This window comes from Spiroplasma sp. Moj (genome assembly GCF_016082285.1).
Taxonomy (GTDB): domain Bacteria; phylum Bacillota_I; class Bacilli_A; order Mycoplasmatales; family Mycoplasmataceae; genus Spiroplasma; species Spiroplasma phoeniceum.
This window is the reverse complement of record NZ_MQTY02000081.1, coordinates 1-4,747: the sequence shown is the minus strand read 5'-3', so window position 1 is coordinate 4,747 and position 4,747 is coordinate 1. Positions and strand designations below refer to the sequence as shown.

General features: G+C 27.5%; 4 protein-coding genes. 3 read left to right on the top strand and 1 reads right to left on the bottom strand.

Features of this window, described 5'->3' with window-relative positions:
- Positions 1–146: 146 nt before the first annotated feature.
- Entirely contained in the window at positions 147–503 is a 357-nt protein-coding gene (locus BST80_RS04140) for a hypothetical protein (protein ID WP_400249082.1), read from the bottom strand.
- A 173-nt stretch (positions 504–676) separates the two neighbouring features.
- Between BST80_RS04140 and BST80_RS04135 the strand changes: the two genes are divergently transcribed.
- From BST80_RS04135 to BST80_RS04125, 3 genes are all read left to right on the top strand, one after another.
- Complete coding sequence (locus BST80_RS04135; protein ID WP_415746095.1) at positions 677–2,185, top strand: hypothetical protein; 1,509 nt, start codon at positions 677–679, stop codon at positions 2,183–2,185.
- Positions 2,186–2,271: 86 nt separating this feature from the next.
- Entirely contained in the window at positions 2,272–4,266 is a 1,995-nt protein-coding gene (topA, locus tag BST80_RS04130; RefSeq protein WP_415746094.1) for a type I DNA topoisomerase, read from the top strand.
- A 116-nt stretch (positions 4,267–4,382) separates the two neighbouring features.
- Complete coding sequence (locus BST80_RS04125; RefSeq protein WP_415746093.1) at positions 4,383–4,553, top strand: S1 RNA-binding domain-containing protein; 171 nt, start codon at positions 4,383–4,385, stop codon at positions 4,551–4,553.
- Positions 4,554–4,747 lie beyond the last annotated feature (194 nt).

The following is a 4,747-nucleotide window of genomic DNA, read 5'->3' as shown; positions in this document are numbered from 1 at the left end:
TTTTTCGTTGTAGGAAAATATTAAATTTTTAAATAAAAAACATAATTAATTAAAATTATAATTTGCTATTAGTATCTTTTTAAAAATATTTACAATTATTTTAATAGGTTATGCAAGAAGTCTAATTTAAAAATAATTTGCTAAGTTTAATAAATAAATAGATATGATGAGAAATATAGATAATTAGGATTATTTTTATTTTGATATTCTGGTTTTATTAAATATTTTCGCCGATAAAATGTGGTTTTTCCATGTTGAAAAATAATTGTTCTTTGAAACAATCCTTTTAAAATAAAACGCGTTTGGACATATTCAGATTTTAATAGTTTGTAATCAATTAATTCAATTGCAGATTTAATAATTCTTTCTAAAAAATCAATATTTTTATGTTGAAATCATTCTAATAAATTTTTAGGTGTAATTTCTACTTTAGCAAATTTAAATAAAGTAGGTAAATCAATTTTAAATTTATTTAGTAAGTTTGATATTTGGTTTATAATCATAAGACATAGGGTACCTTTCTAATTATTTTTTTAACAAACTAATTATAAATAAGATAACCCTTTTTATTTTCCCCCAAAAAATAAAACAGCATCTTTATTAATAACACTAATAGAAGAAAACATTATTTTATGATATAGTAAATATAAGCGATTAATATAAGTAGGGTAAACATATGTGTCAAAACAGTAAAAAGGGTCATAGCAGTAATTGTCACAATAACTGTCGGATTCATCACCATCCGAATTTTTTTAATTATTATCAATATCCTGTTTTTCCTTCTTATGGGTGTGGAACACCACCATTAATTCAGTATTCAATTCCGCAACCTCCATATCCACCGTTATTTGCACAATATCAATATTCCCCAATTATTCAGTATCCAATGACAGGACTGCAACCAAATCAAAGTTTGTCACTAGGACAACCATATCAATATAGCCCACATAATTTTTGACAAAATTTTAATAATTTAGCCAATAATGCTAGAATTAATGATAATTTTCAATATCAATTTCAACCTGTTAGAGAAGATTATTATTTATCTCCTTATAATTCTCGTATTCCATTAGGGACAGAACGATATTATAATGATTTTCGTCGTCCAAGTTTACCATTAAGTGTTGAAGAAGAATATAATTGAGCATTACATATTTCTGATATTTTGGATGAGTTTATTGGGCGTCATCGCAGTCGACCAAAATCTAATTTTGATGAATATCAAAACTTAAAAGAGACATTAGATACTTCATTACGCCATTTGCAAGAAGCAGAAGCACTAAACCAAAAATTGGTTAATACTTGAGCAAAAAAGGATGATAATTCAAGTAATAATAATTCTGTACATTTACCAACAGATAGTATTGATTCTAAATTATTAAAGTCAAAATCTGACCAATCTGATGCTTTAAATGAAAAAAAAGTTTCTTCAATAATTGTTAGTTCTGAACCAGAAAAAAGTTCATCTTTAACTGAAAATAATGTAGAAGATAAGTTTAATTTCCTTGATTTTGAAGATGATTCAGATAATAATTTTAATCCTGAAGATGATACGCATAGTTTCTTTTTTAATGATGAATTTAAAGTAGGAGATTCACCTGAGAAAAATGACAATGATATTTCAAAAAATGATAATGATGTTAATAAGGCTACTGCTGAAGATATTCATGATTTTTTAGGTGTCAAATCACCAGACTTTGATTTAATGGAATCTAATCCAGAAATAATAGAAACAGATGTTTTAGATGATGAAATAACCTTTATTGATATTGATAAAGTAAAGGATACAAAACCAGCTTTTGGGACATATAAGGATTATACAATTAAAACATCATTAGGGGAAAAACGAGTTAGTGAGATTTATCCAAAAATATTTGATGAATATGGTCATCTTAAAATGGATCATTATGAAGCAATGGCCCAATTTGGATTGACAGAAAAACAATATGATCAATTAATTGAAAATTTTTATCATGCAAAAGAAAATAAAACAAAAAAAATTAAAAAAAATAAATTTGGAGTAGTTACTAAATCAAAATTTAATGCTAAAGCTTTTTGAATTACTATCAGTGTTTTAGGTGTTATTTTATTATTAATTGCAGTAACTGTTATTTTGTATTTTACTGTTCCCAGTGTTACTGAAGGAATTGATACAATAATTGCTAAAATAAAAAAAATATTTTAATTTAGAATAATAAATTTCAAAATAGTTTTTTAAAATATTATGTATAATAATTATTGATGTGTTTTAAAAAATAAAGGAGAGAAAACATGGCACAGACGCTGGTAATAATGGAGTCCCCAACTAAAACAAAAGCAGTTGAAAAATATCTTGACGAAAATTATTTAGTTTTATCATCAGAAGGACATATTCGTAATTTATCAACAAAAGGTGAGTATGGGTTAGGAGTAGATATTAAAACTTTTGAACCAAGTTATAAAATGGAACGTGGAAAAAAAGAAATTGTTAAAAAATTAAAACAAGAAGCCAAAGCAGCAGATTTGGTTATTCTAGCAACCGACCCTGACCGAGAAGGAGAAGCAATTGCTTATCATTTAAATGAAGTCTTAAATTGTGGTGAGAAATCTCGCCGTGTTCGCTTTAATGAAATTACAAAAGAAGCAGTGTTAGAGGCATTTCAACATCAAACAGATTTAGATATGAATTTAGTTCATTCACAAGAAACTCGACGAATTTTAGACCGTTTTATTGGTTTTCGCTTAACCAAATTGTTACAGAAAAAGATTAAGTCAAAATCAGCTGGACGAGTACAATCGGTTGCTTTAAAGTTAGTTGTTGAACGAGAAAAAGAATGGCAAAACTTTGTGCCGGAGGAATATTGGACTGTTGAAGGATTATATAAAAAGGCAGTTGTTAAATTAACAAAATTTAAGGATGAAAAAATTGAATTAAAAGTAGAAGCAGATGTTCTAAAAGTTAAAAAAGCTTTAAAAAAAGATTTTGTTGTTGTTCAAATTAAAGAAAGTGAAAAACAACGAAAATCACCGAATCCACATACTACTTCAACAATGTTACAAGAAGCAAGTAGTAAAATGGGTTTTGCTTCAAATAAAACATCATTAATTTCTCAGCAATTATACGAAGGAATTAAAGTTAAAGATAATATTACTGGATTTATAACATATCCGCGGACAGATTCAATTCGATTAAGTGATAAGTTTGTTCAGTATGCTTTTGACTATATTACAATTAAATATGGAACAGAATATTTAGGTGGAGTTAAAACACCACCAAAAAATAAAAAAAATGTGCAAGATGCTCATGAAGCAATTCGTCCAACTGATTTAACAATGACACCAGAAGCGGCAAAAGAATATTTAAGTCGTGATCAACTACGTTTATATAAAATTATTTATAATCGTGCGTTAGCTAGTTTAATGGCGAATGCAAAGTTATTAAGTAAAGCAATTATTTTAGATAATAATAATTATGAATTTCGGATGACAGGAAGTACGATTCAATTTGATGGGTTTTTAAAATGTTATGTTTTAGAAGGTAATGAAGAAATTGCAAAGTTGCCAATGTTAAAACCAAATCAAATTATTAATTTAAATGAATTATATGGAATTCAACATTTTACTAAACCACCAAGTCGTTACTCTGAAGCGAAATTAATTAAGACATTAGAGAAAATTGGGGTTGGACGCCCATCAACTTATGCACCAATTATGCGAACATTAAAAGATCGTGGTTATATTATTGTAGAAAACAAAGCAATTAAAGCAACTGAAAAAGGGATTTTAACAAGTGATAAATTACAAGAATATTTTAGTGATATTATTAACGAAACATACACTTCAACAATTGAAGAAAGTTTGGATGTGATTGCACACGGTGACGCAGAACCAAAACCATTATTAAAAGAATTTTGAGAACGATTTGAGCCACGCATTGAAGCAGCAATGGAATTAATGGAAGAAATCCCAGTTGAGAAGGCGGGGATTGAATGTCCAGAATGTGGAAATGATTTAGTATATCGGTATGGAAAATACGGGAAATTTATTGCATGTTCAGGGTTTCCAAAATGTCGTTATATTCATCAGACTGGTCCAAAATTTGGTCCTTGTCCAGAATGTGGCGTTGGTGAAATTATTTTGAAATTTAATAAGCGACGTCAACGTTTTAAGGCGTGTACTAATTATCCAAATTGTAATTACACTGATTCATATAAAGAAGAAAAGACCGAACAAGAAGAAAATAATAGTGAAAATAACGGATTGTATCGAATTAATTTATTAAAATAATAAACGATACTTTTTTATGCTAGATATTTATGCAAAATATTTTATTATTTAGAAAATGATTTTCATAGTTCTAGCGGTATAGTTAGTACAGTTTCAGAAAGGGGATGTGACGAATTATGTATGTAAAAGGAAATAAAGTTCTTGCAAAAGTTACAAACATTACTCCGTTTGGTGCATTTTGTGAATTAAAAAATTCTGTTGGATTAATCCACATTAGTGAGATTTCAGATTACTATGTAAGAGATATCAAAGAATTTGTTAATATTGGTGACAATGTTGAAGTATAGGTACTAGACTATGACCCAGTTAAGAAACAAGTAAAATTAAGTTATAAGAATTGCCGACCTGAATTATTGAAAAAGAATAATAGTCAAATTCAAGAAACAGGAGTAGAATTCCAAATGTTAAGTAGACTTCTTGCATAACCTATTAAAATAATTGTAAATATTTTTAAAAAGATACTAATAGCAAATTATAATTT